The sequence below is a fragment of the Oxynema aestuarii AP17 genome, from assembly GCF_012295525.1.
Taxonomy (GTDB): domain Bacteria; phylum Cyanobacteriota; class Cyanobacteriia; order Cyanobacteriales; family Laspinemataceae; genus Oxynema; species Oxynema aestuarii.
Genome location: NZ_CP051167.1, coordinates 3,894,797 through 3,918,822, shown reverse-complemented (window position 1 = coordinate 3,918,822; position 24,026 = coordinate 3,894,797). Strand labels below are relative to the sequence as shown.

At 54.5% G+C, this 24,026-nt stretch carries 23 protein-coding genes and 1 other RNA gene; 13 read left to right on the top strand and 11 right to left on the bottom strand.

The features are described 5' to 3' along the window. Nucleotides 1-21 precede the first annotated feature (21 nt). Nucleotides 22-747, top strand: a complete 726-nt coding sequence (locus HCG48_RS15915; protein ID WP_168570035.1) for an SDR family oxidoreductase — start codon at nt 22-24, stop codon at nt 745-747. A 56-nt stretch (nt 748-803) separates the two neighbouring features. After that, entirely contained in the window at nt 804-1,535 is a 732-nt protein-coding gene (gene folE, locus HCG48_RS15910) for a GTP cyclohydrolase I FolE (RefSeq protein WP_168570034.1), read from the top strand. A 36-nt stretch (nt 1,536-1,571) separates the two neighbouring features. Here the strand turns inward: folE and HCG48_RS15905 are convergent, their stop codons facing one another. Then, nucleotides 1,572-2,222 (bottom strand): phosphoribosylanthranilate isomerase, encoded by a 651-nt coding sequence (locus HCG48_RS15905; protein WP_168571917.1) that lies wholly within the window; start codon nt 2,220-2,222, stop codon nt 1,572-1,574. Between the two features lie 142 nt (nt 2,223-2,364). On the opposite strand from HCG48_RS15905, the gene psaK reads away from it, so the two are divergent. From psaK to HCG48_RS15890, 3 genes are all read left to right on the top strand, one after another. Then, nucleotides 2,365-2,631 carry a photosystem I reaction center subunit PsaK gene (gene psaK, locus HCG48_RS15900; RefSeq protein ID WP_168570033.1) on the top strand — a complete coding sequence of 89 codons (267 nt, stop codon included), beginning with the start codon at nt 2,365-2,367 and terminating at the stop codon, nt 2,629-2,631. A 30-nt stretch (nt 2,632-2,661) separates the two neighbouring features. Beyond that, the gene (locus HCG48_RS15895) at nt 2,662-2,811 is read left to right on the top strand and encodes a hypothetical protein (protein ID WP_168570032.1); all 150 of its coding nucleotides are present in this window, start codon (nt 2,662-2,664) and stop codon (nt 2,809-2,811) included. 76 nt (nt 2,812-2,887) lie between these two features. Then, on the top strand, nt 2,888-4,126 hold the full coding sequence (locus HCG48_RS15890; RefSeq protein WP_168570031.1) for a site-2 protease family protein: 1,239 nt from the start codon (nt 2,888-2,890) through the stop codon (nt 4,124-4,126). A gap of 2 nt (nt 4,127-4,128) precedes the next feature. Here HCG48_RS15890 and HCG48_RS15885 read toward each other — a convergent pair whose 3' ends face one another. The 4 genes from HCG48_RS15885 to glnA form a co-directional block, all read right to left on the bottom strand. Further along, a complete protein-coding gene (locus tag HCG48_RS15885; protein ID WP_168570030.1) occupies nt 4,129-4,959 on the bottom strand; it encodes a lipoate--protein ligase family protein in 831 nt (276 codons plus the stop codon). A 36-nt stretch (nt 4,960-4,995) separates the two neighbouring features. Next, complete coding sequence (locus HCG48_RS15880; RefSeq protein ID WP_168570029.1) at nt 4,996-5,469, bottom strand: YbjN domain-containing protein; 474 nt, start codon at nt 5,467-5,469, stop codon at nt 4,996-4,998. Between the two features lie 137 nt (nt 5,470-5,606). After that, the gene (locus HCG48_RS15875) at nt 5,607-6,680 is read right to left on the bottom strand and encodes a class I SAM-dependent methyltransferase (protein WP_168570028.1); all 1,074 of its coding nucleotides are present in this window, start codon (nt 6,678-6,680) and stop codon (nt 5,607-5,609) included. A gap of 127 nt (nt 6,681-6,807) precedes the next feature. After that, nucleotides 6,808-8,229: a type I glutamate--ammonia ligase gene (gene glnA, locus HCG48_RS15870; protein ID WP_168570027.1), complete on the bottom strand. Its 1,422-nt coding sequence runs from the start codon at nt 8,227-8,229 to the stop codon at nt 6,808-6,810. A 751-nt stretch (nt 8,230-8,980) separates the two neighbouring features. Between glnA and apcB the strand changes: the two genes are divergently transcribed. Next, entirely contained in the window at nt 8,981-9,490 is a 510-nt protein-coding gene (gene apcB / locus HCG48_RS15865) for an allophycocyanin subunit beta (RefSeq protein ID WP_168570026.1), read from the top strand. Nucleotides 9,491-9,559: 69 nt separating this feature from the next. On the opposite strand, the gene ssrA is transcribed toward apcB, so the two are convergent. Further along, nucleotides 9,560-9,948, bottom strand: a transfer-messenger RNA (tmRNA) gene (ssrA, locus tag HCG48_RS15860). A 205-nt stretch (nt 9,949-10,153) separates the two neighbouring features. Between ssrA and HCG48_RS15855 the strand changes: the two genes are divergently transcribed. After that, nucleotides 10,154-11,473, top strand: coding sequence for a lipid-A-disaccharide synthase-related protein (locus HCG48_RS15855; RefSeq protein ID WP_168570025.1), 1,320 nt, complete (start codon nt 10,154-10,156; stop codon nt 11,471-11,473). Between the two features lie 31 nt (nt 11,474-11,504). Here the strand turns inward: HCG48_RS15855 and HCG48_RS15850 are convergent, their stop codons facing one another. Together HCG48_RS15850 and HCG48_RS15845 are read right to left on the bottom strand one after the other, a co-directional pair. Next, nucleotides 11,505-12,239, bottom strand: a complete 735-nt coding sequence (locus tag HCG48_RS15850) for a 2-phosphosulfolactate phosphatase family protein (RefSeq protein ID WP_168570024.1) — start codon at nt 12,237-12,239, stop codon at nt 11,505-11,507. Nucleotides 12,240-12,488: 249 nt separating this feature from the next. Further along, entirely contained in the window at nt 12,489-14,117 is a 1,629-nt protein-coding gene (locus tag HCG48_RS15845) for an NAD(P)H-quinone oxidoreductase subunit 4 (RefSeq protein ID WP_168570023.1), read from the bottom strand. Nucleotides 14,118-14,748: 631 nt separating this feature from the next. Between HCG48_RS15845 and HCG48_RS15840 the strand changes: the two genes are divergently transcribed. The 3 genes from HCG48_RS15840 to HCG48_RS15830 all read left to right on the top strand — a co-directional run bounded on the left by HCG48_RS15840 (nt 14,749) and on the right by HCG48_RS15830 (nt 18,229). Beyond that, the gene (locus HCG48_RS15840) at nt 14,749-16,062 is read left to right on the top strand and encodes an O-acetylhomoserine aminocarboxypropyltransferase/cysteine synthase family protein (RefSeq protein ID WP_168570022.1); all 1,314 of its coding nucleotides are present in this window, start codon (nt 14,749-14,751) and stop codon (nt 16,060-16,062) included. A gap of 270 nt (nt 16,063-16,332) precedes the next feature. Next, nucleotides 16,333-17,454, top strand: a complete 1,122-nt coding sequence (gene metX, locus HCG48_RS15835) for a homoserine O-acetyltransferase MetX (protein ID WP_168570021.1) — start codon at nt 16,333-16,335, stop codon at nt 17,452-17,454. Between the two features lies 1 nt (nt 17,455). After that, entirely contained in the window at nt 17,456-18,229 is a 774-nt protein-coding gene (locus HCG48_RS15830; RefSeq protein WP_246259582.1) for an HhH-GPD family protein, read from the top strand. Nucleotides 18,230-18,344: 115 nt separating this feature from the next. Here the strand turns inward: HCG48_RS15830 and thrB are convergent, their stop codons facing one another. The 3 genes from thrB to thrS all read right to left on the bottom strand — a co-directional run bounded on the left by thrB (nt 18,345) and on the right by thrS (nt 22,377). Next, complete coding sequence (thrB, locus tag HCG48_RS15825; RefSeq protein ID WP_168570020.1) at nt 18,345-19,316, bottom strand: homoserine kinase; 972 nt, start codon at nt 19,314-19,316, stop codon at nt 18,345-18,347. Between the two features lie 223 nt (nt 19,317-19,539). Continuing rightward, nucleotides 19,540-20,346 (bottom strand): hypothetical protein, encoded by an 807-nt coding sequence (locus HCG48_RS15820; RefSeq protein WP_168570019.1) that lies wholly within the window; start codon nt 20,344-20,346, stop codon nt 19,540-19,542. A gap of 204 nt (nt 20,347-20,550) precedes the next feature. Continuing rightward, the gene (gene thrS / locus HCG48_RS15815; protein WP_168570018.1) at nt 20,551-22,377 is read right to left on the bottom strand and encodes a threonine--tRNA ligase; all 1,827 of its coding nucleotides are present in this window, start codon (nt 22,375-22,377) and stop codon (nt 20,551-20,553) included. Between the two features lie 245 nt (nt 22,378-22,622). Here thrS and HCG48_RS15810 point away from each other — a divergent pair, with 245 nt between their 5' ends. From HCG48_RS15810 to HCG48_RS15800, 3 genes are all read left to right on the top strand, one after another. Then, a complete protein-coding gene (locus HCG48_RS15810) occupies nt 22,623-22,958 on the top strand; it encodes a DUF2605 domain-containing protein (RefSeq protein WP_168570017.1) in 336 nt (111 codons plus the stop codon). 110 nt (nt 22,959-23,068) lie between these two features. Continuing rightward, the gene (locus tag HCG48_RS15805; RefSeq protein ID WP_168570016.1) at nt 23,069-23,395 is read left to right on the top strand and encodes a DUF2973 domain-containing protein; all 327 of its coding nucleotides are present in this window, start codon (nt 23,069-23,071) and stop codon (nt 23,393-23,395) included. Between the two features lie 378 nt (nt 23,396-23,773). Further along, a complete protein-coding gene (locus HCG48_RS15800) occupies nt 23,774-23,971 on the top strand; it encodes a hypothetical protein (RefSeq protein ID WP_168567321.1) in 198 nt (65 codons plus the stop codon). The last annotated feature ends 55 nt before the right edge of the window (nt 23,972-24,026 follow it).

Genomic DNA, 24,026 nt, shown 5'->3' with positions numbered 1-24,026 from the left:
CAAAACAGATCGAACCTTTTCATGAGCGATCGAACACCATTACGCGCCCTGATCACCGGAGCGAGCAGTGGCATCGGCAAAGCCACCGCCCTCGCCTTGGCCAAAGCAGGCGTTCCCTCAGCCCTGGTCAGTCGTCGTGCAGACCGCTTGGCTGCCGTCGCCGCCGAAGCCGCCACCTACGGAGTCGAATGCAAACCCTATCCCGTAGATCTGGCTAAAATCTCCCAGGTGCGGCAGCAGATTGGGGCGATCGCCGATGACTTCGGCCCGATCGACTTGCTGATCAACAACGCCGGAATGGGCTATACAGGCAACCTGATCGACACCCCCCTCTCCGACTGGCAACGGGTCATGGACCTCAATCTCACCAGCGTCTTCGAGTGCATTGGTGCGATCTTACCCGCCATGCGCGATCGCCAGCAAGGAACCATCCTCAACGTCGCCTCGGTCGCCGCCTACGAAGCCTTTCCGGGTTGGGGCGCCTACAACGTCAGCAAAGCCGCCCTCGTCTGCCTTTCCAAAACCCTGGCAGCCGAAGAGCGCGCCAATGGCATTCGCGTCACCATCATTTCCCCCGGCGCGGTCAACTCGCCGATTTGGGATACCCCGACGGTAAACGCCGATTTCGACCGCTCGCAAATGCTCACCCCCGAAATCGTCGCCGAGTCGATCGTTCACGCCGCCTTATTACCCGCCAGTGCGGCGATCGACGAATTAACCCTCGTCTCCAATGCCGGGAACTTCTAACCCCCGTCTAACCGCTCTATATCCGCACTATTCCAAACCCTAATCAACAACTCGTCATGACTATTGCTTCTTCTAACGGGTCCAGTGGCTCGCCATCGAAAATGACTGCCAATTCCTCCGCAACCCCCAACCCCACCGAGCCGCGTTCCGTTCAAACGCGACCCGCTCGTGACAGCGTTCGAGAAAACTACATCCCCCCGGAACGAGACGACGCCGAAAACGAACGACGCTTGACCGAGGCGGTGCACGAAATGCTCCTCGGCGTCGGCGAAGACCCGGAACGCGAAGGCTTGCTCAAAACGCCCAAGCGGGTCGCCGAAGCCATGCGCTTTCTCACCAGTGGCTATCACCAATCTCTCGAAGAAATTGTCAATAACGCCATTTTCGACGAGGGCCACAACGAAATGGTCTTGGTGCGCGATATTAATTTCTTCAGCCTCTGCGAACACCACATGCTGCCGTTTATGGGACGCGCTCACGTGGCGTACATCCCCAACGAGAAAGTGGTGGGGTTGAGCAAGTTGGCGCGGATTGTCGAAATGTACTCCCGACGCTTGCAGGTGCAGGAGCGCCTCAACCGTCAGGTGGCGGAAGCGATTCAAGAAATTCTCGACCCGCAAGGGGTCGCCGTGGTAATGGAAGCGACCCACATGTGCATGGTCATGCGCGGGGTGCAAAAACCCGGTTCTTGGACCGTGACGAGTGCGATGGTCGGTGTTTTTCAAGAAGATCAAAAAACTCGGGAAGAGTTTCTTAATTTGATCCGCCACCAACCCGCATTTTTCTAAGGTTTCCCGATGGAGACCGTAACCCGGATTTCCGGGTTACGGTCGCTGTTGACCCCTCGCGCCCAATTGCTCGAACAAGCGGGCGACTTTGGCTAGATCTTTAATCCCGGGCGATCGCTCTACCCCGCTCGACAAGTCGATCCCGGTGGGACGGACTCGGGCGATCGCCGTCAGCACGTTATCCGGGTTTAAGCCTCCCGCCAACAACCAGGGAACCCCCGGATCGAAGCCGTCGAGTAGGGTCCAGTCGAGTTGGCGTCCGGTTCCGCCGAGCTGACCCGGATGGTAGGCATCTAACAAGAAGGTATCGACCCGATCGCGGTAAAGTCGGGTGCGTTCTAAATCTGCCTCGCTTTTAATCCGGAAGGCTTTAATGATTTCGATTCCGTCAGCTAATTCGGCGCGCAGGCGATCGCAAAACTCCGGCGTCTCGTCCCCGTGTAACTGAACTCCCGTCAGTCCCGCCTCGCGGACGACGTTACCAATGGGCTCCGTTCCGACATTGGCAAAAACTCCGATCGCCCCGACCCTCCACGAATGGAGGCGATCGACCATCTGGCGAATTTGGCCGACGCCGACATAGCGCGGCGAACTCGGCACGCAGATAAATCCCAACGCACTGGCTCCCATGCGGGCGATCGCCTCGCCATCCTCGTCCCGAGTAATGCCACAAATCTTAACTCTAATCGCCGTATTTTGAGATGAATTATCTAGTTTTGTATCGAAATTTTGCATAACTGTTAACTATTGAGACAAATTATTGTTTTCTCCGGAGAAATTCTTATAATTCTCCTGACTTCTAGAATTTATCAACTCAGGAGATAGCAAGTTGCTTTACACTACTTTACTCGCTGCTACTGCTACCACCGTTTCCTGGTCTCCCAGCGTCGGGATCGTCATGATCCTTTGTAATTTATTCGCGATCGCGATCGGTTACAAAGCCATTCAAAATCCGGGAGTCGGTCCGGCGTTACCCGTTTCTTTAACCCCGTTGTGGAAAAACTTTGGCGTTCCCGAACTCCTCGGTACCGCTTGTTTGGGTCATATTCTCGGTGCGGGAATCATCTTGGGTTTGGCGAACGCAGGCGTCCTTTGACAGCCTTCATTTAAGAACGGCGATCGGGTCGTGTCAGGAACCGCGATCGCACCGTTATTAGCTCGAATATTTGAAACTTGCCCCTCCATCGGGGGCATTTTTTATGGAGCGATCGCCACCAGTGATTCCTTATCCGTTCCGGCGATCGCCGAATCCACGACGGCAAAGTCAGTACAATAAATAAAGATCGGTCGGCTTCAACGAGACGAGGGAGGCTCCGAGCCGTCGCAGTACAGATTCGGATAAGGAAAATTTCATGCAGGCAGGTTGGCGAATCGGATCGGTTTTTGGGATTCCCCTGTACGTCGATTCTTCGTGGTTTGTAATTGTTGCGCTCCTCACCCTCTTCAACGGCTCCAAATTCGTGCCGCAGTGGGGACCCGTCGTCGGCTGGGGCGCGGGATTGGCGATGCCGTTGCTGTTGTTCGGCTCGGTGTTACTGCACGAGCTCGGTCACAGTTTGGTCGCCAAGTCCCAAGGGATTAACGTCAATTCGATTACCCTATTTATTTTTGGTGGGATTGCCTCGATCGAACAGGAATCGAAAACCCCCGGTCAAGCGTTTCAAGTGGCGATCGCCGGACCTGCGGTCAGTTTTGGTTTATTCGTCGGTTTGGGGCTGTTGGGGGGGACTTTGCCGGAACTGTCCCCGATCGCCGTTTTAGCCCGGGATCTGGCCACGATCAACTTAGTCCTGGCCTCGTTTAACTTAATTCCCGGGTTGCCCCTCGATGGCGGTCAAGTGCTCAAAGCGGCGGTCTGGAAGATTACGGGCGATCGCTTTCGCGGGGTTCATTGGGCCGCAAAAACGGGTAAAATCCTCGGCTCGATCGCGATCGCCTTCGGGTTGACGGCCCTGTTAGTCGGAGGGGCTGGCGCCGGAACCGGAGGCTTGTGGATTGCCTTACTCGGCTGGTTCGGCTTGCGCAACGCCAGCGCTTACGACCGCCTGACCGACTTGCAAGAAGCCCTGATTCAACTCAAAGCGCAAGAAGTGATGACCCGACAATTTCGCGTCGTCGATGCGAACATGACTTTGCGCGAGTTTGCCGACGATTACTTACTCGGCGAGTTGCAACCCACCGTTTACTTTGCCGCCTCCGACGGGCGCTATCGCGGTTTGGTGATGCCCGAACGGTTACGGGAGATCGAACGCAGCGAGTGGGAAATGCAACGGTTACAGGCGATCGTGCGACCCTTGGGCGAGATCGTGGCGGTCGGCGAAGAGGCATCGATGGTAGAGGCGATCGAGCGCTTGGAGTCGCACCAACTCAACCAAATTACCGTATTGTCGCGCGCGGGTGCAGTCGCGGGGATTATCGATCGCGGCGACATCGTCCGCAGTTTGGCACAAAAGCTCAATTTCCCGATTTCGGCGGCGGAAATCAAACGGATTAAAGAAGAAGGAACTTATCCCCCGGGATTGCAACTCGGGGCGATCGCCAAAGCCACCGCAGAGGCGCTCGACGGCGGCGATCGCGCCAGCAAATCTTAATCTCAGGAAAGCCGCAGGGCGGGCTTTTCCGGATTCAGGGGAGGGGGACCGAGGCGAGCAATTTGCTCCCATTCCGCCTCCGTAAGCGGTTGGCGAACGAGGCGCACCCGAAAACACTGCTCGGCGGCTTCGACGAGGACCGCGATCGCTCGTTCCAACCAGAGTTGTCGAGGGTCGAGAGTGGTAGAGTCGGGGGCGATCGCCTCTAAATAGCACCTCATCCCCGACCCTCGACCCGAGGAACCGAAGATCCGCTCGCACAACTGGGGAGAGGGGTCGATCGGGATCGAACCGTGCTGTAAGATGCTGTGACGCTGACGTAATTGAGCGCTGCCGATCGCTTTGACCCCATCCGGTCGAACCAAATCGGCGACAGTGGCGGTATCGAAACAGTTGGGAGTGGAACGGTCGGGCGATCGCTCCTGGCCGTAGTTTAACGGCACCCCCAAACGAGCCCAGCCTTCGACTAAAAACTGAGAAATTGCCTCGTAAGTGGCGCGGCGATCGCCCCGCGTTGCCGCCGTCAAATTGCCACAGCCCTCCGAAGTGACCACCGCATAGGTGAGATCCCCCTGATGCAAAACGGCCCGTCCTCCGGTCGGTCGGCGAATTAAGGCGATCGGTTCGCCTTGCCAGGTTAACTCCTGCCAGCGTCGGGGCCACCGTCGTTGGTGGTATCCCAAAGAAATCGCCGCCGGGGTCCAGGTGTAAAAGCGCAGACTCGGCGGTTGCCTCCCAGCGCGATGTTCTTGCAGCAGCCAACAATCGACCGCCATTTGCAGGCGACCGTTCGCCGCGATCGGAGGAATCAAACGCCAGGTAGGGAAACTCATCGCAAAAAAGAGGTGAAATCGCTAAGCGCGTTCGGTTTACTTGAATTCGGCTTGCAGCAGTTCGTCGTTATCGTCGGCGAGAGTCGCCACGATCGTAATCGCCTGGGAGATTTCGCTCGGATTGATATCGGCGACGGTGCGATTCGACAAAACCACCACGCGATCGTCCACGATCGCAAAACGGGCTTCGTAAGTAGACAGCCAGTTCATTTCCAGCAGTTTTCGCATTAATTGCGGCTCGTTCTTCGCCGGAAGATCTAAAACAAATGACCAGACACTCAAGGTATCTTCATCGGTAGTTCCGGTCAACTGCACGAACACTTGAACGCTACCGTATTGAAATTTCCAAAAATAGCCCGCTTCACTGTGAGCGAACATGACTTTTTGATCTTGAGCCATGCTGGCGATCACCGTTTCAATTTCTTCGACCAAATCGATCGGAGTCGAAGTGTCGAGCAGTTCTTGAGTCGATTGGCTCTCACTTGATTGGGTTTCTACTTCTGGGGTCATGACCTCTCCGTATTGTTGAATAGGGGTGTTTCCATTTCAGTCTATAGTGCAATTCATCGTACCGTAGGAAGCCGGGGCGATCGCTCTATTTTAGGCGCGTCTGCCCCTCACTCCAGCTCGGCGATCGTCGATCCCCGTTATGCCTCGATTTGCGGTTTGCGCGCCACCCAATATTTACTCGCGTGGTGCATTTGAGTATAAACTTCGCCAAACCCGGCACGGTGCAAACGGCGTTCCAAATCGTCGCGGATGTAATCGTTATAGTAGGGTTCGTGAAAAGAAATCGGGAAATTGTGCAGTAAGGAGTCCCACTCCGGAACGTCCCCGAGTTGGATCGAATCGCAAATGACGAACCACCCTCCCGGTTTGATGACCCGGAAACATTCCTCGATCGCCCGTTGGCGAACAGTTCCGGGCAGTTCGTGGAATAAAAAGACACTGGTCGCGGCATGGAAATAACCCCCTCGATAGGGCAGTTCTTCGACCTTGCCCCCGACCAGTTGGGGCAGTTCTCCGGGTAATTGTCCCAGCAATTGGGCTGCTTTACGCAAATAAGCCGTCGATAAATCTACCCCAAATAAGTTCGCTTGGGGGATCGTGGCCCGCAAGAATTTGAGGGTGCGACCCGTCCCGCAGGCAATATCTAAAATCCGCAGATCTCGGGCAGGAACCGAGGGAAATCCCGCTTCCAGACCTTGTTTGAGGGGCGCGAGCACGCGGCGGCGCATTGCATCCGCACAACCGTTAAAGAGAATTTCGACTTGTAAATCGTACAGATTCGCCGACAAGTCGCTGAAATAGCCGTCAGTTTGGAAATGGAAGTTGCGGCGATAGTAGTTGGGATAGTTGTCGGTGTCGAGGTCTTCGGCAAAATCGCGATAGTTCTGTTGCAGCGATCGCTCGCGAAGGCGCGGCAGGTCGAGTAAAAGAGCGGGATAGTAGGATAAAAAGTCTTCCCAAGGATTGTCAAACAGCAATTCCACCGGATAAATCCCCCGTTCGGCATCTTTCCACTCGGTTTCGAGCAATCGAGCCAAACTCGTTTGTAAGGTTTCGAGCAGTTCCGGGGACAGGGGTTTGAGTTGATCTTTTCCGGGAACGTCGTAAAACAAGTTGAGCAGACGGGAACTTAACGTCTTGTGGGTGAGTGCGAAAGAGCTTTTTGTGTATTGAACGGTTTGATAAGCCAGTTTGGCGAGCAAATCAGTCATGGTTCGGCTATCCCGAGGCGATCGTCAGAACGTCAAATCTCTCTAAAAACGTCAACAATTGTAACGAAAAAGCCACCTCTAGTGAGGTGGCCTTTCGCGTCAGGCAACGATCGCCCTCCGGGGGAGTTTAAGCGTCGTAGTAGAGCGAGAACTCGTAAGGATGGGGACGCAAGCGCATCGGGTTAACTTCGTTATCCAACTTGTACTCGATCCAGTTGGTGATGAAATCTTCCGTAAACACGTTACCCGCCAACAAGAACTCGTGATCGGCTTCGAGAGCCTTGAGAGCGTCGAGCAGGGAACCGGGGGTCGAAGGAATCTTCGCCAATTCTTCCGGGCTGAGGTCGTAGATATCGACATCGAGGGGATCCCCCGGATCGATTTCATTTTTGATGCCGTCAATCCCCGCACACAGCATCGCCGCAAACGCCAGATAGGGGTTGCAGGTCGCATCGGGACAACGGAACTCCATGCGCTTCGCTTTGGGATTCTCGCCGGAGAGAGGAATCCGAATCGAGGCGGAACGGTTCCCTTGAGAATAGGCCAAGTTCACCGGGGCTTCAAATCCGGGAACCAAGCGTTTGTACGAGTTGGTCGAGGGGTTACTCAAGGCCAAAATCGCCGGAGCGTGTTTGAGCAAGCCACCGATATAGTTCAAGGCCATCTTACTCATATTGGCGTAACCGTCACCCCAGAACAAGGGTTGACCGTCTTTCCAGATCGACTGGTGGGTGTGCATTCCCGAACCGTTATCGTTAAAGATCGGTTTGGGCATGAAGGTCGCCGTTTTGCCATATTTCTTGGCAACGTTTTTGACGACGTACTTGTACACCATCAAGTAGTCTGCCGCTTGGATAATCGGAGCGAAGCGAACTCCCAGCTCGTTTTGACCCCCCGAGGCTACCTCGTGATGGTGTTTTTCAATCGGCACGCCGCATTTGCCCATCGTCAGCAGCATTTCCGTCCGCATGTCTTGCATGGTGTCGGTCGGAGAGACGGGGAAATAGCCTTCTTTATAGCGGGGTTTGTAGCCGAGGTTTCCACCCGGTTCTTGTTTTCCAGAGTTCCAACGCCCTTCGACGCTATCGACGTGGTAAAAGCCTTCGTTGTGGGTTTGATCGAAGCGGACGTCTTCAAAGATGAAGAATTCGGCTTCCGGTCCGAAGTACGCAATATCGCCAAGCCCGGACGAAATCAAGTAATCCAGGGCTTTTTGGGCGATCGTGCGCGGGTCGCGGCTGTACCATTCTCCCGTTCGCGGTTCCTTGATGCTGCAGATCATGCTCAAGGTTGGCTGTTCCATGAACGGATCGATCCACGCCGTCGTCGGATCGGGAACCATGGCCATATCCGATTCGTTGATCGCTTTCCAGCCGCGAATACTCGAACCATCAAAGGCAACACCTTCGGTAAAGGCGCTCTCGTCGATCAGATCCCGGTAAAACGAGCAGTGCTGCCAGATTCCGGGCATATCGACAAATTTGAGGTCGATAATTTGGATATCTTGCTCGCGGATGAGATCTAGGACTTGTTGGGCAGTCTCGGGCATAAATATCTCCTCAGTTTTGACTGGGTTGGAAGTTCACGACGATGCAGGAGTGTCGTGACAAGTTAGAACGGCTCAGTGGGGCGAATGCCCTAGGTATGAAATCCCAGCACCTGTGTGAGTCAGACTGGGGAGGGGTCATTTAGGGGGGCCTGATTCAAAGTGAATGTTGACAGGGGTTGGGGTGACTTGAGCCGAATTCGACTCAACTCGACGGCGAGCGCCAGAGCGTTTCGCGATCGCCGCTCGGGGATGCGGATTCGCTCTAAGGTTTGACTCCTGTGGCCGATGCGGGCCACACGCCTTGTCAAAGCCGAACTTATCTGAATCATCCTAGGGATAGGCTCTCGGTCGTTTTGTATCAAACGCTACCAAACTTCCGCCGTGTCAGCGAACCCTGGATGGATTTAATCACATTGGCGGGCGATCGCCTATTGAGAAAATCTTAAAGTCTTACCCCCTTCCCCTCCGGTAGCTCTCGGCGTCGGGCGATCGAAATATGAAGTTCTTTATCCTTGAGGGATTGAGATATGTTGCTGGGTATCGCTTTGTAGTAGACTACGAAACGTCTACGGATCTGACGCCCACAAGAACAGATAGTAAAGATGGGTGCGGAGTTTTTCATAAAGTCATCCCGCTCTTCCCCTATTTATTGAAGTTGGGCGTTAGAGTTTTCTGCTGTTGAAATAAGACTAGTCAAAACAGCGAAAGTTAGTGAGACAACCCTTTTATTATTGTTGGGAGAAGGAATTTAATGCGCGACGCAGTAACAAGCCTGATTAGAAACTATGACGTGACGGGTCGCTATTTCGATCGCGACGCCATCGACCGACTCAAATCTTACTTCGAGAGTGGCACGGCTCGCGTTCAAGCCGCAGCTATCATCAACGCCAATGCAGCGACTTTGGTCAAACAAGCGGGTTCCCGTCTGTTTGCCGAATTACCCGAGTTGATTCGTCCTGGTGGCAACGCTTACACCACCCGCCGCTATGCGGCTTGTCTGCGGGATATGGACTATTATCTGCGCTATGCCAGCTACGCTTTAGTCGCTGGCAATACCGACGTCCTCGATGAAAGAGTACTCCAAGGCTTGCGCGAAACCTACAATTCTTTAGGTGTACCCATCGGTTCGACCGTCGTCGGTATTTCTATCCTGCAAGAATTGGTTAAAGAACAAGTCGCTCAAGCGGGAATTACCATCGGTGCTTGGCTGGACGAACCCTTCGAGCATCTCATTCAAGATTTAAGTGAAAAAGACGTTTAGCCATTATTGACGGCAAAAGTGTTCTCAAAGAGAAAGCCACCCTTTTGTTTCAAAGAGTGGCTTTCTTGTTTATGGAGCCGAGCAGAATCGAACTGCTGTCCAAGCTGGGTAGTGGCCTACCGCTCGTTCACAGGCTTAGCCCGGGTTACCCTCCAGGCGGGGACCACTAATTATCCCTAGTGGCGGGATGCACTGGTTTAGTCTTAACTAGCAATCAACCAGAGAAAAGTTGCTAGGGCATCCGTTGGGGTTTTGTCCGCAGCTCTTAACGGAGTCGAACCACAGACCGCTCAAACTTATAGAGAAGTTTTAGGCAACAGCAACTGCCTTGCGAGCGAAAGGAACAATGTTGTTCGCATTTACTTTTTTGTTTGAGTCTTGGATTTACGAGAGGAGACTCACTCTCGGCCTGAATCACGGGTTGGATTTCACCAACTTGTCGAAACCAGTACGGCCCCCCGTGTTCTCTTTCTATTATAATCAAAGATTCCGCGATCGCAAGGGAGTAGGCGGCAGTTGGGAGTGGGAAGGGAGAAGCCAAGAGGCAAAAAGTAGAGCGCAGGAGGTAAAACCCCACATCTGTAGCGAACTGAAGATGAGCGCTTTTATGGTTTCGCTAAATCTAAACTCTAAACTCTAAAATCCCGACAAGCTATAGATTGAATGAAACTACTGTGTTTGAGTAACGGTCATGGGGAAGATGCGATCGCCGTTCGCATTTTGCGCCAACTGCAACAACAAGACCATTCCCTAGAACGGTTCGTTTTACCCCTGGTCGGGGAGGGACGGGCTTACGAAACCCTCGAAGGGGTCAGCTTTATCGGTCCGGTCAAAAAAATGCCCTCCGGGGGATTTATCTATATGGACGGACGCCAATTCTGGGGCGATCTTCGTCAGGGCTTAATTCAACTGACCTGGGCGCAGTTGCAGGCGGTGCGCCATTGGGCGAAACAGGGAGGAGTTATTTTAGCCGTCGGCGATATTTTACCGTTGTTGATGGCGTGGGCCAGTGGGGCCGAGTATGTCTTTGTCGGAACGGCGAAATCGGAATATTACTTGCGCGACGAAGCCGGGGTTTTACCCCGTCGAACCTGGTTCGAGGGTTTGGAAAGCTGGTCGGGTTCGGTTTATCTGCCGTGGGAACGCTGGTTGATGCGACATCGGCGCTGTCGGGCCGTATTCCCGAGGGATTCTTTGACCACGGAAACGTTAGTGAAATTTGGGATTGCGGCGCTCGATTTAGGCAATCCGATGATGGACGATTTGGAGGTCGATCGCCCGGCGCCTGTTTTTGACGATCGCGATGCGGAACGCAAGGAAACGGAACGATCTCTGGTGGTGACCCTGTTACCGGGATCGCGGGTTCCGGAAGCTTACCGGAATTGGCAGCAAATTCTGGCGGCGGTGGCGGGTTTAGTCGAAGCCAATCCCCGACGCCCGCAGATTTTTCTAGGGGCGATCGCCCCGGATCTCAGTCTCGAACATTTAGGGCAAGAATTAGAAAATTTCGGTTGGCATAAAATTGACGATCGCGCGCCCATTGCCGTTCCCGAATCCCTAGAACCCTTATTTTCGAGAGCGTCGAGCGCCCTCTACCAGCAGCAAAGCGCAACGGTGCTGTTAACCTGCGAAGGCTTTGTCGAATGCTTGCGCGAGGGGGATCTCGCCTTGGCCATGGCGGGAACGGCGACGGAGCAGTTTATCGGTTTAGGTAAACCGGCGATCGCCTTTCCCGGAGGCGGCCCGCAATTTACCCCCGCTTTTGCCGAGGCTCAAAGTCGGTTACTCGGACCGTCGTTAATTTTGCTCGATCGCCCCGATCGTGCGGCGGGGGCGATCGCCGATTTGTTGCGCGATCCCGATACGTTACAGGCGATCGCCACGAACGGAGGGCGCCGCATGGGCGAACCGGGAGCCGCACGCCGAATTGCCCGACACCTTTGCCAATGTTGGCAAACCGATCGATCCTTTCCCCGTCGGTAGCTTCCCCGAAAATGAAGAGGGGACGCGCAGGTTATTGTTTGACCAAAACCCCGGGTTCTTTTTGAACCGGGACCGTGGTGAGGATATCGGTTTGGGCGCAATACTCCAAATCGGCGGAGTTGTTCAAGCGCAGCAAGCGATGACCGTGGCTGGCGTGGTGCATCAGTTCTAACAGGCGGTCTTGCCATTGCAAGTAAAGGGCGATCGCGGCGATCGTTTCGTCATTTCCAGCCAAATCGACGAGGGAAATGCCCGTCATCTCCTGCAAGCTGTGGGCGATCGCCCCCGCACACACCGTATCTTCTAAAGAAAAACTCCCTTCCCAACCGGAACCGACAATCCAAAGGGTTTCGGGACGCTTCCGAGCCAGAAACTCGACGACCGCTTGGCGATTGATTAACGCCGCCGCCAACACCGACGGCGCCTTTTCTACGCACTGCAGGGCGCGGGTTCCGTTCGTCGTACTGATAAACAAACGGCGTCCGCTCACCCGGTCCGGCGTGCAGTCCAGGGGAGAATTCCCCATGTCACACCCGTCAACCATCGATCCGCCGCGTTCTCCCGCCCGAATTCGTTTCTCGGACGGCCAATGTTCGCTAACTTGTTTTAACTGCTCGATATCGCTGAAGACCTGAACGGCTTCGGCACCTGCATCCAGAGCCGTAACCATCGTCGTTGTCGCTCGTAGGACATCGACGGCGATCGCGCAGTCCGCGACGCGATCGCTCGGAGTTAATTCGGGAGTGTGATAGACAAATAGTTTCAAGGCTGGGGTCTTTGCTTCTGAAACTGCCGATTTCTCATTCTATGAGCTTGTGGGGACGAAATAGAAATGACTTTGTTTTGTTTTCCATCAGCGATCGGCCAATCTATCCCTCGATCTCCATCTCCATAACCCTCGTATCCCTGGCGTCGGCGGCGATCGCCCCCTCGACAAAAAAGCCCGACTGAAGCGATCCCAGTCGGACTTTTTGTTTTCTCCTCGCGTTAAGGCATGGCAACCTTCAATCCCGGCTTAGGCTCCTTTACCCAAATCCGCAATACTGAGCAATCCAGTCGTTTGACTCGGCGCCAGCTTAGGCGCGAACAAACCGCCGGAGAACAAGCGATCTTGCTCTTGAGCGAACACGGGTAACGCATTCTGCACTTGAGTCGCCACTGCAGTCGTTTTGACGTCGTAAGTCTGAGTCGCCACTTTCGGATACAACCCGATTCCGACAATCGGCAACAACAAGCAGGCGGCGATCGCAATTTCGCGCGGTTTCGCATCGACAAACTGTTGCAAGTCGAACTCGAAACCCAAATTTTCTTTCCCGTAAAACACCCGACGCAACATCGACAGCAGGTAAATCGGCGTCACGATCAAACCGACCGCCGCCAAGAAAATTACGACCACTTTAAACGGGGTACTGTAAGCGTAGCTGCTCGCCAAACCCAAGAACACGGTCAATTCGCTGACAAAACCGCTCATTCCCGGTAAGGCTAACGACGCCATCGATCCGGCGGTGAACAAAGCGAATACTTTCGGCATCGATTTCGCCATACCGCCCATTTTCTCGATCAGCAGGGTATGAGTCCGTTCGTAGGTAACGCCGCACAGGAAGAACAAGGCGGCAGCAATCAAACCGTGGGACAGCATTTGCAAGACGGCGCCGCTAATTCCCAGCTCGTTGAGGGCGGCAATTCCGATTAACACAAATCCCATGTGGGAAATCGACGAACAAGCGAGACGACGCTTGAGATTTTCCTGTCCGAAGGCGGTCAGCGCCCCGTAAACGACGTTGACGACGCCTAAAATAGCGAGGACGGGAGCGAAGTAAATGTGCGCGTGAGGCAGCATTTCAACGTTGAGGCGAATTAAGCCATAACCCCCCATTTTGAGCAGCACTCCGGCCAAAATCATCGAAACGGGGGCGGAGGCTTCGCCGTGGGCGTCGGGTAACCAGGTGTGGAGGGGGAAAATCGGCAGTTTGACGCCGAAGGAAATTAACAAACCGCCGTACAGCAGCAGTTCGAGGGCGATGGGATAGTGTTTGGCGCTCAGTTCGGCCATGTCGAAGGTGACGGTATCGCCGTAGAAGGCCATGGCCAAGCCACCGATCAAAATAAAGATAGAGGCTAATGCAGTATAAAGAATAAATTTAGTGGCGGCGTAGAGCCGTTTCGGTCCGCCCCAAATCGAAATGAGCAGGTACACGGGAACGAGTTCGAGTTCCCACATTAAGAAGAACAATAAGAGGTCGGATGCGGCAAAGACGCCGATCTGGCCGCTATAGAGCAGCAGCATCAGGGTGTAAAATAGCCGGGGTTTGTAGGTGACGTTCCACGAGGCGAAAATCGCTAAGGTGGTCACGAACCCGGTCAGCAAAATCAGGGGCATGGAGATGCCATCGACGGCGAGACTCCAGTTCAAGCCGAGTTGCGGTACCCAGGGGTAACGTTCGACGAGTTGGAAGTTGGGGTCGCTGAGGTTGTAGTCTCGGGCGAAGCCGAAGACGGTCAGGGCGAAGTCGGCGATTCCGATCGCCAGGGCATACCAACGCAGGGTTTTGCCGTTTTTATCGGGAATGAAGGGGATGGCGATACAGGCGACGATGGGTAAGAGGAGGATGGCGCTGAGCCAGGGAATGTTGAGGGAAAACATGTGGATGGGAATAAATACTCATTACCAACTGTTTCAGTATATTAAGTTGGATGAAGTTTTGAAAACAGGTGTTGAGTAGGAAAAACCAATGGCAAGGCTAAAGGAGAATAAATACTTACTATCTTTGCCGGGGCATTTCTGTGGTAAGCACCTGCTCGACTCGGTTCAAAAGCCGGGAGTGACGAGGGTTCGGAGGGTTCGGTTGGGGCGCCGGGGCGATCGCCGTTAACAAATCGATAAGTCCGAGTCTTTGTCTGTATCCAGTTTTGCCAAACTACAATGATAAAATCTCTATTACGCCTGTACCCATGAGGATCTGAGTCAGTCGGGCGTCATCGAGATTGGCTCGCCACCAACAATTTCGACCGCCTGTTCTGGGTTTCCGTTGCCGATCGCCCTTCCCAAGCCCCCTCGCGATCGCGCGGTATAAAGCATTGGTGGCAAAAAAGCAAGTTCTTATTGTTAATAATTTTAAAATACGGTTTCCCGAGCGGGATTTGGGAGTATAATCGAGAACATCCGAAAAGTCCTGCTTTCGGATGGTTTGCGCCGCGATCGAGGTGGCTCGTCCGCCCGGGCGGACGCATTGCCGACCCGTGCGACCGTCAATTAAAAATTTGAGGAAGTTTGAATGTCTACCAACGAAGCCCAGAACTATAAATTTGAAACGCTACAAATCCACGCAGGACAGGAACCCGCGCCGGGAACGAATGCCCGGGCGGTGCCGATTTACCAGACCACGTCCTACGTCTTCGACGATGCCGATCACGGCGCCAGACTGTTTGGCTTACAAGAATTCGGGAATATTTACACCCGAATCATGAACCCGACCAACGACGTCTTCGAGAAGCGGATTGCCGCGTTAGAAGGCGGGGTAGCGGCCCTGGCGACGGCAAGCGGTCAGGCGGCGCAGTTCCTGGCACTGGCGACGATTTGCCAAAAGGGAGATAACATCGTTTCGACGAGTTTCTTGTACGGGGGAACCTACAACCAGTTCAAAGTTGCCTTTCCCCGGTTAGGAATCGACGTCAAATTCGTCGAAGGAGACGATCCCGAAGGCTTCCGCAAGGCGATCGACGAAAACACGAAAGCGATTTACGTCGAAAGCATCGGCAACCCCGAGTGCAACATCCCCGATTTTGCACTCTTATCCCACATCGCCCACGAAAACGGCATTCCCTTAGTCGTAGACAACACCTTCGGCTGTGCGGGATATCTCTGCCGCCCGATCGCCCACGGCGCCGATATCGTCACCGCCTCCGCCACCAAATGGATCGGCGGTCACGGCACCTCGATTGGCGGCGTCATCGTCGATTCGGGTAAATTTGACTGGGGCAATGGCAAATTCCCCATGTTTACCGAACCGTCCGAAGGTTACCACGGCCTCAATTTTTACGAGACCTTCGGACCGCAGAGCCAATTTGGCAACATTGCTTTCATCATCCGCGCCCGAGTGGAAGGGTTGCGCGATTTGGGCGGTTGCATGAGTCCATTTAACGCCTTCTTGCTGTTGCAAGGATTGGAAACCTTATCCTTGCGGGTGCAACGCCATGCGGACAATGCCCTGGCTTTAGCTCAGTGGCTCTCGGATCATCCCAAAGTCAATTGGGTCAAGTATGCGGGATTGGAAAGCAATCCCTATCACGCCCAAGCGAAAAAATACCTGACCAACGGCTTTGGATGCGTGCTCAACTTCGGCATTAAAGGCGGGATGGAAGCGGGACGCACCTTTATCAATCATGTCAAACTGGCGAGTCACCTGGCGAATGTCGGCGATGCGAAGACATTGGTCATCCATCCGGCTTCGACGACTCACCAACAGTTAAGTGAAGCGGAACAAGAGTCTTCTGGGGTGACCCCGGATATGGTCAGGGTCTCCGTGGGAATCGAACATATCGATGATATCAAGGCCGATTTCGAGCAAGCTTTTAAAGCGGTCGGTTAGGGACGGCGGGTGTCGCTCAAGGGAAAGAGGGGAGCGAGTTGTCGGCTGGGCGGATAGCGGTTTTGAGAAGACGGCGATCGCCCGAAATCGACAGAAGATCTCGATTCCCTCAATTCTGGATCGGCGAAAGATCCCGGCGTCAAAGCAACGAAGGCATTGAGATCGGCTCGACGGATTTGACCTTTACCCGGGGCTTGCCCTCGATCGGGTTGACCGATCGAGCGTATAGTTCAAGAAAGTAAGAGCGCGCGATCGCCAAAGCGAAAGATTATGAAATACCAGTGGTTTATTTCCCCAAACACGCAATTTTGCGAACTTCCCGAACCGATTTTGCTCGAGTCGGGAGAAATGCTCGGCAACGTGCAAGTGGGTTACCGGACGTGGGGCAAACTGAACGCCGCACGGGATAATGCGGTGGTGATTTGCCATGCGTTAACCGGATGGGCCGATGCGGATGAGTGGTGGGAACCCTTGTTCGGACCGGGAAGGGCGTTTGACCCAGAAGAAGACTTCATCATTTGCAGCAACGTCTTGGGCAGTTGTTACGGGACGACCGGACCGACCTCAGTCAATCCGGCGACGGGATGCCCTTACGGCCCGGATTTTCCACGGATTACGATCCGGGATATGGTGCGGGTTCAGGCGGCGCTGTTGGAGGTACTCGGGGTCGAACAGATCAAGCTCGTGGTCGGCGGTTCCCTCGGCGGGATGCAAGTGTTGGAATGGGCGATTTTGTATGCGGATAAGGTAGAGGCGATCGCCTCGATTGCCGCATCGGGACGACATTCGGCGTGGTGTATCGGCTTGAGCGAAGCCCAACGACAGGCGATTTATGCCGATCCGAATTGGCGCGGGGGCTTGTACACGATTGACGAACCGCCTGCAGCCGGATTGGCGGCGGCCCGGATGATGGCGATGTGTACTTATCGCGCTTGGGGAAGTTTCGAGCAGCGTTTTTCCCGAACCGTGCAGGAAGACGGACGCTTGGCGATCGCCAGTTATTTGCAGCATCAAGGGGATAAACTGGTCAAACGCTTCGATGCCAATACTTACATTACCTTGACCCAGGCGATGGACACTCACGATCTCTCGCGCGGTTTGGAGGATTATTACAAGGTGTTGGCGCGGATTTCCCAACCCGCCTCGATTGTGGCGATCGATTCCGATTTGCTTTATCCGCCGACGGAACAACAAGAATTAGCGACTTATATGCCTAATGCTGAATTGAGCTGGTTGCATTCTCCTCACGGTCACGATGCGTTCTTGATCGATATGGAGGAACTCAATGCGATCTTGGTGAACTTTCGTCACGAGCAGTTAAAGCGCAATCGCTCCAACTCCCGTGTCAACGGATTGGCTCCCGTGGTACGGCGCTCACCTTTTTTGTTTTGAGGTGCATGGTCTGGATGGCGTTGACGATCGCGGGCGATCGAAGCCATCAAAAAAGTTGACAGAATCTCGGGCATCGGGGCGATCGCCCGAGGGTTCGCCCGATGCTAAAACTGTGCGATGGTTTCGCAAACAACTACTGAAGTGGGGGCAAACCCACAGGCGAGATTTTCCCTGGCGGCGATCGCGCGATCCCTATGGGATCTTCGTCGCCGAATGTTTGCTGCAAAAAACTGAAGCCAATCACGCCTTACCCGTTTATCGAGCGTTTATGGCTCGCTATCCCACCTTAGCCGCCCTTGGGGACGCTTCCCTGGAAGAGTTGAGCGCCTTACTCGAACCCCTCGGACTGCGATTTCGCGCCCCCCGTCTGCTCGATGCGGCGCGATCGATCTTGGAAAATGAAGCCCACGGCGGTCAACTGCCCGATTGCGAAACGGAATTGCTCAAATTGCCTGGAGTGGGTCGCTACACTGCCCGCTCGATCCTTTCGCAAGCCTTCGATCGCCCCCTCGCAGTCCTCGATACCAATATTGCACGCATTCTCGAACGCTTTTTCGGCGTCGAAGGCGGGCGGGTCAAGTCCCGAGATGCCCTGTTGTGGTCTCTCGCCCAGGAGGTAGCCCCAAAACGGGAGATGGGCGTCTGGAATCTGACCTTAATCGATTTTGGGGCGGCGGTCTGTACGGCGCAAAAGCCTCGTTGTTCGGAGTGCATTTTGCTGAAGCGATGCAACTTTGGGGAGTTGAGAGTTGAGAGTTTAGATTTTAGAGGGTAAGCCAGAAGGGGAGTTGCGGGCAAGATGCCCGCCCCCCAAGGTGGGGAATTCTGGTTTTCTTACAGCAGGTTGGATCTATGAATGAAGCATCCCCTCGCCTTGAGGCAGGGGAGTGTCAATCGCCATATTTGACCATTGCGCCGCGACTATCCAAGGAGAGCGATCGCGCTTCGGCTTTGATGTCGTATTCTTTCCAAGTCAAACTCATGGCGGCGGCGACGGCGGGAGCATCGGCGATCGATGCGAGGGCTAATGCGGTCGGTCCGGCGCCGCTAATCGCCATGCCGTAAGCCCCAGCCTCGATCGCCGCCGCGCGTACCGCTTGATAGCCGGGGATGAGCATTTCGCGATAGGGCTGGTGGATGCGGTCTTGCATGGCGGCGCGCAGCCAATTGCCGTTACCCGTTTCCAAACCGCGCACGAGCAATCCTAAATGAGAGGTATTGAAAATCGCATCGGCGCGGGTATACTGCTCCGGCAATACCCCACGGGCTTTTTCTGTAGAGAGTTCAAAAGTGGGAATGGCGACCACCGGGACGATCGTCGGGTGCCAGGGAATCTCGCAAATTTCCCACATTCGGGGAAGGTCCGATCGCTCGCCAAAGGTACTCGCCGCCGCCAGACGACAGCCGCCGAGCAAAGCGGGAACCACATTATCGGGATGGCGTTCGATCTCGATCGCCAGTTGGACGATTTCGGCGCGGGTGAGGGGCGTTCCCGCCAAGGCGTTGGCGGCGACCAAACCCCCGGCGATCGCCGTGGCAGAACTGCCCAAGCCTCTGGCTAAAGGAACCCCCAAATCGATCTCGATCGCCACTGGGGGAGGTTCGTGACCGAGACAGTCGTACAACTTGAGAAACGAACGATAAACGAGATTGCTCTCATCCGTACTGACCCGATGGGCTTCCGCACCACTGACCGAAATTTCCAGAGACTGCTCGGAATCGTAGCGCCGGGGGTGGCGGTCGAGGCGAGAAAACTTAAAGTGATTGTAGAGCGTCAGTGCCGCCCCAATGCAGTCAAACCCGGGACCGAGATTCGCAGTTGTGGCCGGAACAGTTACGGTAACAGACGAGGTGCGGGACATGAACGATTTCTCAGGGCTAGAGAGTGAAAGAGGAGATGCCAGATTAGAGTTAAGCATGGAGATCGCAGTTAGGGTCGGTTAGAGGGAATTGAATCGGGAGCTGGGAGCGTCAACCGATCGCAGTACGTTTAAGGGACGGCTCACTTCACTCAGACAAGGAGAGGGGCAACCGTCACTTGGGGCGATCGCGCGCCCAAGGCGGGGTTCGCTCGCCCCGAACTCCCTACCATTTGGAACGATTGCATTCCTTGTCCAACACCAAGGCCCCGAGCCACGCTAAAACGCCGATGACTACAGGCACAAAGGCTTCTCCGAGCGCCCAAAATAAAGCAGCCATTATTATTACTACCACAGCCGTGGTCGTCGAGTCTGAGGTGACTGCACGCTTTTCTTTCTCGGTGGCGCCGATAATTTGGACGATCGCGTAAACGACACCGAGAACGCCGATCCAAGTGGCGAGGGCGTTGCGATCGGCCACCTGTTGCGGGTTGAGATAGCCGATCCAGGTTTCGCCCAACACCAAGCTCCCGAACACTAACATCGCCGTTCCGGCGCCACAGAGATAGAGGATATCGATTTCGACTGCTTTGACCTTACGACTGAGCCAATCGCCACCAAAAACGAGGGCGAGGACGAAGGCGACCAATCCGGCACAGATACCGAGGGATTTGAGCCCCAACAGGGCCGCCCAAATGGCGCGATCGCTCTGACCCATGGCCGCCCAAACGAGGGCCGTTCCCCCGGCGATCGCCGCTCCGGCCCCGGCGATCGCCGCGAGAACGGTTCCCAAAAAGCGAAGACCGACTTCGAGCACACTTTCGTGTCTGGCGAGAGTGCGACGGTAAGGGCGAGTGGCTAAGTGGTTGGCGATCGGCCAAAAGACCACTAAAGCCGCAGGCAAGCACAAGGCGACGGTCCAATAGATCGAATCGCCCCAAAACGCAGACCAAAACGCAGCCAAACCCAACGCGCCCCCTAACAGGATTAACAGGAAGAGTTTTAGAAGAAATAGCCAGCGTTTCTGCCCCATAGGGTTTAGCGCACGTCTGTGATTTTCCAAGTTGTTAAAGTATGTTATCCCATTTAGGAGAACGGCTCCGATCGAGATCCCTCGGGCCCGTCCAAATCGATCCGATCGCGGTGGTCGAGGCCAAAAATCCTAGGGGACCGGGCAATTGTACGGACTGCATAGATACTGCATAGATAAGGTGGGCGACTCGGCCCACCTCAGCGCTTAGAAGTTCGTGCGATCGGCGATCGCCCCTTCTACTTTCTCGATGACATCCTTCGCACTCATCGAGCCGAGTTCTCCCGAAGCCCGAGTCCGAATGCTCAAACTTTCAGACTCGACCTCTTTCGCGCCCACGATCGCCATCACGGGAACCTTCTGTTTCTCCGCATTGCGGATCGACTTGCCGAGTCGTTCGCCACTGGTATCGACTTCGGCGCGAATGCCCCGTTGACGCATCCGAGCGACCACCTGTTCGGCATAGCCTAAAAACTGGTCGCTGACGGGCAACAAGCGCACTTGAACCGGAGCCAACCACAAGGGGAAATCCCCGGCATACTCCTCGATCAAAATCCCGATCAAGCGTTCTAAGGACCCGAACGGCGCGCGGTGAATCATCACCGGACGGCGACGGGTGCCATCTTCGGCGACGTATTCCAACTCGAAGCGTTCCGGCAAGTTGTAATCGACTTGCACCGTTCCCAACTGCCACTCCCGTTCGAGGGCGTCGCGGAAAATAAAGTCGAGTTTCGGGCCGTAAAAGGCCGCTTCTCCCGGGGCTTCAAAGTAATCCATCCCCTGAGCTTGGAGGGCGTGACGGATGGCATTTTCGGCTTTTTCCCAGGCTTCGTCGGCGCCGATATACTTGTCCGATTCGGGGTCGCGAGTACTCAGTCGCGCTTTAAAGTTTTGCAAGTGCAAGCTGTTAAAGACGGACAGGATTAAATCGACGACGTTGAGGAATTCCGACTCTAACTGTTCTGGGGTGACGAACAGATGGGAGTCGTCTTGGGTAAAGCCGCGCACCCGGGTCAAGCCCCCGAGTTCGCCGGACTGTTCGTAGCGGTAGACGGTGCCGAATTCGGCGAGTCGGATCGGCAAGTCGCGATAGGAGTGCAACTCGCTTTGATAGATTTGGATGTGAAAGGGGCAGTTCATTGGTTTGAGGACGAAGCCTTGCTCGGCGGCGGCGGCTTGCTCGTCCTCGGCCATCATTGGAAACATATCTTCTCGATAGTTTTGCCAGTGGCCCGATCGCTTGAACAGGTCTACCCGGGCGATGTGGGGGGTGACGACCCCTTGATAGCCCCGTTTGAGTTGTTCTTCTTTAAGGAAGTTTTCGAGCAGCGATCGCACGATCGTCCCTTTCCCCGTCCACAAGGGCAGTCCCGGGCCGACGGCATCGGAAAAGATGAATAAGCCGAGTTCTTTACCCAAACGACGGTGATCCCGTTTGAGGGCTTCTTGTTTGCGGCGTTTGTATTCTTGCAGTTGCTCGGGGGTTTCCCAGGCGGTGCCGTAAATGCGCTGCAGTTGTTGCTTGTTGGCATCGCCGCGCCAGTATGCTCCGGCAACGTTTTCGAGGTCGATCGCCTTGGGGTGGAGTTCGGCGGTATTTTCGACGTGAGGCCCGGCGCACAAGTCCCACCAATCCTCGCCGAGGTGATAGATGGTAATCGGTTCTTGTTTGATATCGGCGAGAATTTCGAGTTTGTACGGTTCTTGGATGGCTTCGATGCGCCGTCGGGCTTCTTCGCGGCTGACTTCTTCCCGAATCACGGGGAGCTTTTTGTTAATCAGTTTGACCATCTCTTTTTTGATGGCTTTGAGGTCTTGTTCCGTAAACGGTTCGGGATGGTCGAAGTCGTAGTAAAAGCCGTAGTCAATCCACGGGCCGATCGTGACTTGAGCTTTGGGAAAGAGCTTCTGAACGGCCATGGCCATGACGTGGGAGGTGGTATGGCGAATCCGTTTCAAGCGATCGGAGTCTTCCGTTTTCGGAAGATCGATTTTGGCGGGGTTTTCCTCGGGAGGCGGAGACGAACTAGGCATCGGCTGCTTAATTTCAATCCCTATGTTTAGGTCTTACAACTTTTCATTTTAATGGCTGTTGCGTGAGTCCTCGGGTTCCTCGGCGGCGATCGCCCACTCTCGCGATTCTGAGGGACTGGGATCCTCGGGGATCGGGGCGATCGCCCCTCCCCGGGAGCCGTTGGCTCTTGAAAAACCCGCGTTCAAATGTTACAAATTGTAAAGTAAGTTAAAATTGGCCTAGAATAGTAAGTCATTTTTCATTTATGCTGAATCCCAATCTACCCGAACCGGATTTGCTTAAAAGCGTACTCGAACCGTTGTTAGAAGATTTCCAATATTGGTTTGGGCGATCGCGCAAGCTCTTAGAAACTGAAAAAATTGGCTTTCTCGGCGATCGGGCGCAAGCAGATTTACTGTCCCGGGTAGAACGCGCCCAGCAAGAAGTCAGTACGGCTCAGATGCTATTTAAAGCCACCGACGGCAAAGCGGGTGTAGAGATGGAAGTGTTAATGCCGTGGCACCGATTGTTGACTGAATGCTGGCAAGTGGCGATGCGGTTTCGTATGGAAAATTCCACCCGTCAGTCTGCTGACGGCTAAAGCTTGTCAGTGGTGCGCTCGATCGCTTGTTAAAGATAAAATTTTTTAGCCAACTGAGATTGGCTTCTCATTTTCACCCTAACGTCTGTTCGCCCCGGAGGAACTCTATTATGTTGCACCTGCTTTATATTCTTGCGTTTACGATCTTGGCTTTTCTGGCGGTGGGAAATTTAATTCGCTCTTTAGTGACCCTCAGTAGCGAATCGAGCCGTACTTATCCTCCCAAACAATGGAACCAGCAAGCGCCAACCTCTCCCGTAGCCCGTTCTCAGGGACGTCCGACGCCCCATCCGGAACTACTCGATGCGTCGGGTCAGGTGGTCAGCGAACCGTTGATGGTGATGAAGTCGATGAGTGTGGACGACGTGCGCGAACGGCTTGACGCCCTTTACGATTCCTCTCCGGGGAAAGCGGGGGAAAGACGGGACGACGTTTGAGGTTGCACTGCGATCGAATCTTAACCCATTTGAATAAGTTGGAGGGGCAGTTGGCCGTTGGAACGAGGATGGCGATCGCCCCTCGTTGTTTTTATTCCGGTTTTATTACCATAAAAACGACTGCTTGAGATCGCAAAACCATCAAAATATCTTATCCAAAACAAAAGAAAATTAAACTTGCGTTTGTGACGATTACTCCAACTTTGCCGTCATACTGGTTCTAATCGGCGGCAAGGTATCGCCCAAGAGGAAACAATCGAAATATTTGATGTAGGTGGGGGAGCGTTTGACTCCTCCATCTTGGGGCTTCTATTACCAATTTTTGGATCGGCACGGCGGGCGATCGCCTCAATCAGTTGAATACGGAGTTAGAAATTTATGTTGACAAACTGGCTTGACTTTACTTTATTAACCCTTTTCAACGCAACGATCTGCATTTTGCTGCCGAGGTTGCTGACCTTGGATTGGTCGAAGGCGATCGCCGATCTGGTATCGAAGACGCAGAAACGTAGAGAGAATGACAGTCCTGGGGGTTCGGTGGCGGTGGCGACCCCGAGCCAATCGGAATCGGTATAGACTCGGGAGTGGCGATCGCCAAGCATCGCTCAGTTCGGCGAACCCGCACCCAGCA

Bases quoted from the DNA above. Each gene is read 5' to 3' on its own strand.
- HCG48_RS15915 (WP_168570035.1), top strand. From the start codon at position 22: ATGAGCGATCGAACACCATTACGCGCCCTGATCACCGGAGCGAGCAGT.
- folE (WP_168570034.1), top strand. From the start codon at position 804: ATGACTATTGCTTCTTCTAACGGGTCCAGTGGCTCGCCATCGAAAATG.
- HCG48_RS15890 (WP_168570031.1), top strand. From the start codon at position 2,888: ATGCAGGCAGGTTGGCGAATCGGATCGGTTTTTGGGATTCCCCTGTAC.
- HCG48_RS15885 (WP_168570030.1), bottom strand. From the start codon at position 4,959: ATGAGTTTCCCTACCTGGCGTTTGATTCCTCCGATCGCGGCGAACGGT.
- HCG48_RS15880 (WP_168570029.1), bottom strand. From the start codon at position 5,469: ATGACCCCAGAAGTAGAAACCCAATCAAGTGAGAGCCAATCGACTCAA.
- HCG48_RS15875 (WP_168570028.1), bottom strand. From the start codon at position 6,680: ATGACTGATTTGCTCGCCAAACTGGCTTATCAAACCGTTCAATACACA.
- glnA (WP_168570027.1), bottom strand. From the start codon at position 8,229: ATGCCCGAGACTGCCCAACAAGTCCTAGATCTCATCCGCGAGCAAGAT.
- apcB (WP_168570026.1), top strand. From the start codon at position 8,981: ATGCGCGACGCAGTAACAAGCCTGATTAGAAACTATGACGTGACGGGT.
- HCG48_RS15855 (WP_168570025.1), top strand. From the start codon at position 10,154: ATGAAACTACTGTGTTTGAGTAACGGTCATGGGGAAGATGCGATCGCC.
- HCG48_RS15845 (WP_168570023.1), bottom strand. From the start codon at position 14,117: ATGTTTTCCCTCAACATTCCCTGGCTCAGCGCCATCCTCCTCTTACCC.
- HCG48_RS15840 (WP_168570022.1), top strand. From the start codon at position 14,749: ATGTCTACCAACGAAGCCCAGAACTATAAATTTGAAACGCTACAAATC.
- metX (WP_168570021.1), top strand. From the start codon at position 16,333: ATGAAATACCAGTGGTTTATTTCCCCAAACACGCAATTTTGCGAACTT.
- thrB (WP_168570020.1), bottom strand. From the start codon at position 19,316: ATGTCCCGCACCTCGTCTGTTACCGTAACTGTTCCGGCCACAACTGCG.
- HCG48_RS15820 (WP_168570019.1), bottom strand. From the start codon at position 20,346: ATGGGGCAGAAACGCTGGCTATTTCTTCTAAAACTCTTCCTGTTAATC.
- thrS (WP_168570018.1), bottom strand. From the start codon at position 22,377: ATGCCTAGTTCGTCTCCGCCTCCCGAGGAAAACCCCGCCAAAATCGAT.
- HCG48_RS15810 (WP_168570017.1), top strand. From the start codon at position 22,623: ATGCTGAATCCCAATCTACCCGAACCGGATTTGCTTAAAAGCGTACTC.
- HCG48_RS15805 (WP_168570016.1), top strand. From the start codon at position 23,069: ATGTTGCACCTGCTTTATATTCTTGCGTTTACGATCTTGGCTTTTCTG.
- HCG48_RS15800 (WP_168567321.1), top strand. From the start codon at position 23,774: ATGTTGACAAACTGGCTTGACTTTACTTTATTAACCCTTTTCAACGCA.